1 protein-coding gene is annotated in these 1,358 nt (G+C 66.3%); it reads right to left on the reverse strand.

What is annotated here, in order from left to right:
• Positions 1 to 176: 176 nt before the first annotated feature.
• A partial coding sequence (locus G7Y85_RS20010; protein WP_166261795.1) for an acetyl-CoA carboxylase biotin carboxylase subunit occupies positions 177 to 1,358 on the reverse strand: 1,182 nt, incomplete at its 5' end.

The following is a 1,358-nucleotide window of genomic DNA, read 5'->3' on the forward strand; positions in this document are numbered from 1 at the left end:
GCGTGTTGCATGTCAGCTCCCTAAGGCCGCTACGCAGTGATTTGTATTCCCGTTCATCCCGAGTGCCGCGCCGCCATGCGGCGCGGTGTATCGAGGGACGTGCCGAGCGTGGCTCGATACACCACATCGCCACGCGATGCGGCACTCGCCATGAACGGTTGGGAGAAGCGTCATGCTCAATTCCTCCAGCCGCCGATCGCCGCATGCAGATCGGGCACGGCATCGGCGATGTCGCGCATCGGCCGGGTGCTGACGGCAGCCGCGGCAAGCAGGACCTGCAGCGTTTCTGCCGGCAGCTCCGGTTCGGCGGCGATCTGCGGATTGGCGTCGAGAAAGCCGGTGTGCACGTCGCCGGACACGAAGGCCGGATGCGCGATCAGCCGGCGCAGGAACGCGGTATTGGTCTTGCAGCCGAGCAATACCGTGTCCTTCAGCGCCTTGTCGGCCTTTCGAATCGCGTCATTGCGATCGGCTCCGCGAATGATCAGCTTGGCGATCATCGGGTCGAATGCGGACGTGACCTCGCCGCCCTGCAAGACGCCGCTGTCCCAGCGCACGCCGTCGCCGGTCGGCGGATGCAGGACCAGAATCGGCCCGGTGGTCGGCGTGTAGCCGCGTGCGGCGTCTTCGGCGTAGATGCGGAATTCGATCGCGTGGCCCGATGACTGCACGGCGCGCTGGTCGTAGCCAAGGGTTTCGCCGGCGGCGATACGCAGCTGCTCGTGGACCAGGTCGATGCCGGTGATTTCTTCGGTCACCGGATGCTCGACCTGCAGGCGGGTGTTCATTTCCAGGAAATAGAACTCGCCGCCCTGGCCGAAGATGAACTCGACGGTACCGGCATTGCGGTAGTCGAGCGAGCGGGCGATGCCGGCCGCGGTCTCGCAGATCTTCTCGCGCAGCTCGGGCGACAGTGCCGGCGACGGGGTTTCCTCGACGATCTTCTGGAAACGGCGCTGCACCGAGCACTCGCGCTCGAAGACATGGACGACTCCGCCCTGACCGTCGCCGAGCACCTGCACTTCGATGTGGCGCGGGCTTTCGATATAGCGTTCGACGTAGAGTCGGCCGTCACCGAAGTAGCGCTGGCCTTCCGAGCGGGCGCGCTCGATCTCGGCGTCGAGCACGGCCAGATCACGAACGATGCGCATGCCCTTGCCGCCGCCGCCGGCGCTGGGCTTGATCAGCAGCGGCAGCGCGACCTGGCGGGCGCGTGCATTGAAGGTCGCAGGATCGTCATCCTCGATCGCCGACGGCGCGACCGGGAAGCCGGCCTTCTCGACGAAGTTGCGCGCGCGCACCTTGTCGCCCATCAGGTCGATCTGCTGCGGTGTCGGGCCGATGAAGCGGATGCCGGC

It is taken from the genome of Solimonas terrae, from assembly GCF_011067135.1.
Taxonomy (GTDB): Bacteria; Pseudomonadota; Gammaproteobacteria; order Nevskiales; family Nevskiaceae; genus Solimonas; species Solimonas terrae.